Source organism: Aeromonas sp. LsrichE-8G, from assembly GCF_022869435.1.
Taxonomy (GTDB): Bacteria; Pseudomonadota; Gammaproteobacteria; order Enterobacterales; family Aeromonadaceae; genus Aeromonas; species Aeromonas caviae.
The window spans coordinates 1-293 of the sequence record NZ_JALIHH010000292.1 but is presented as its reverse complement, the minus strand read 5'-3'; the positions used below and the strand labels follow the sequence as shown (position 1 = coordinate 293).

Annotated in this window: 1 protein-coding gene; it reads right to left on the bottom strand. The window is 53.6% G+C overall.

Features of this window, described 5'->3' with window-relative positions:
* On the bottom strand, positions 1-293 hold a 293-nt coding region (locus MUW49_RS22180), incomplete at both ends, for a helix-turn-helix domain-containing protein (protein ID WP_244813059.1).

The window sequence follows — 293 nt, the reverse complement described above, 5'->3', positions numbered from 1 at the left end:
CATACGAGGTAACCATCGGCGGAGCGTGGAGGCTGCCACATTGAGCCCTGTTAACCGATTGATTTTTATAGCCAATAGTTCAGTACACCAACGGCTGCGCTGATAACCAAAATCTTGCGGAGAAAACTGCATGAGCAGCACCAGTAAGGTGACAATCTTGGCGATAGGTAAGACTGGGGCACGGCCAGCCGGTAAGGCTTCTAGCGCATCTATGCCTTCATCTCGATACCACCGAAGCCAACGACCGATGGTCGAGCGCGCAGCGCCGGTAAGGTGATGAACATCGGTGATCG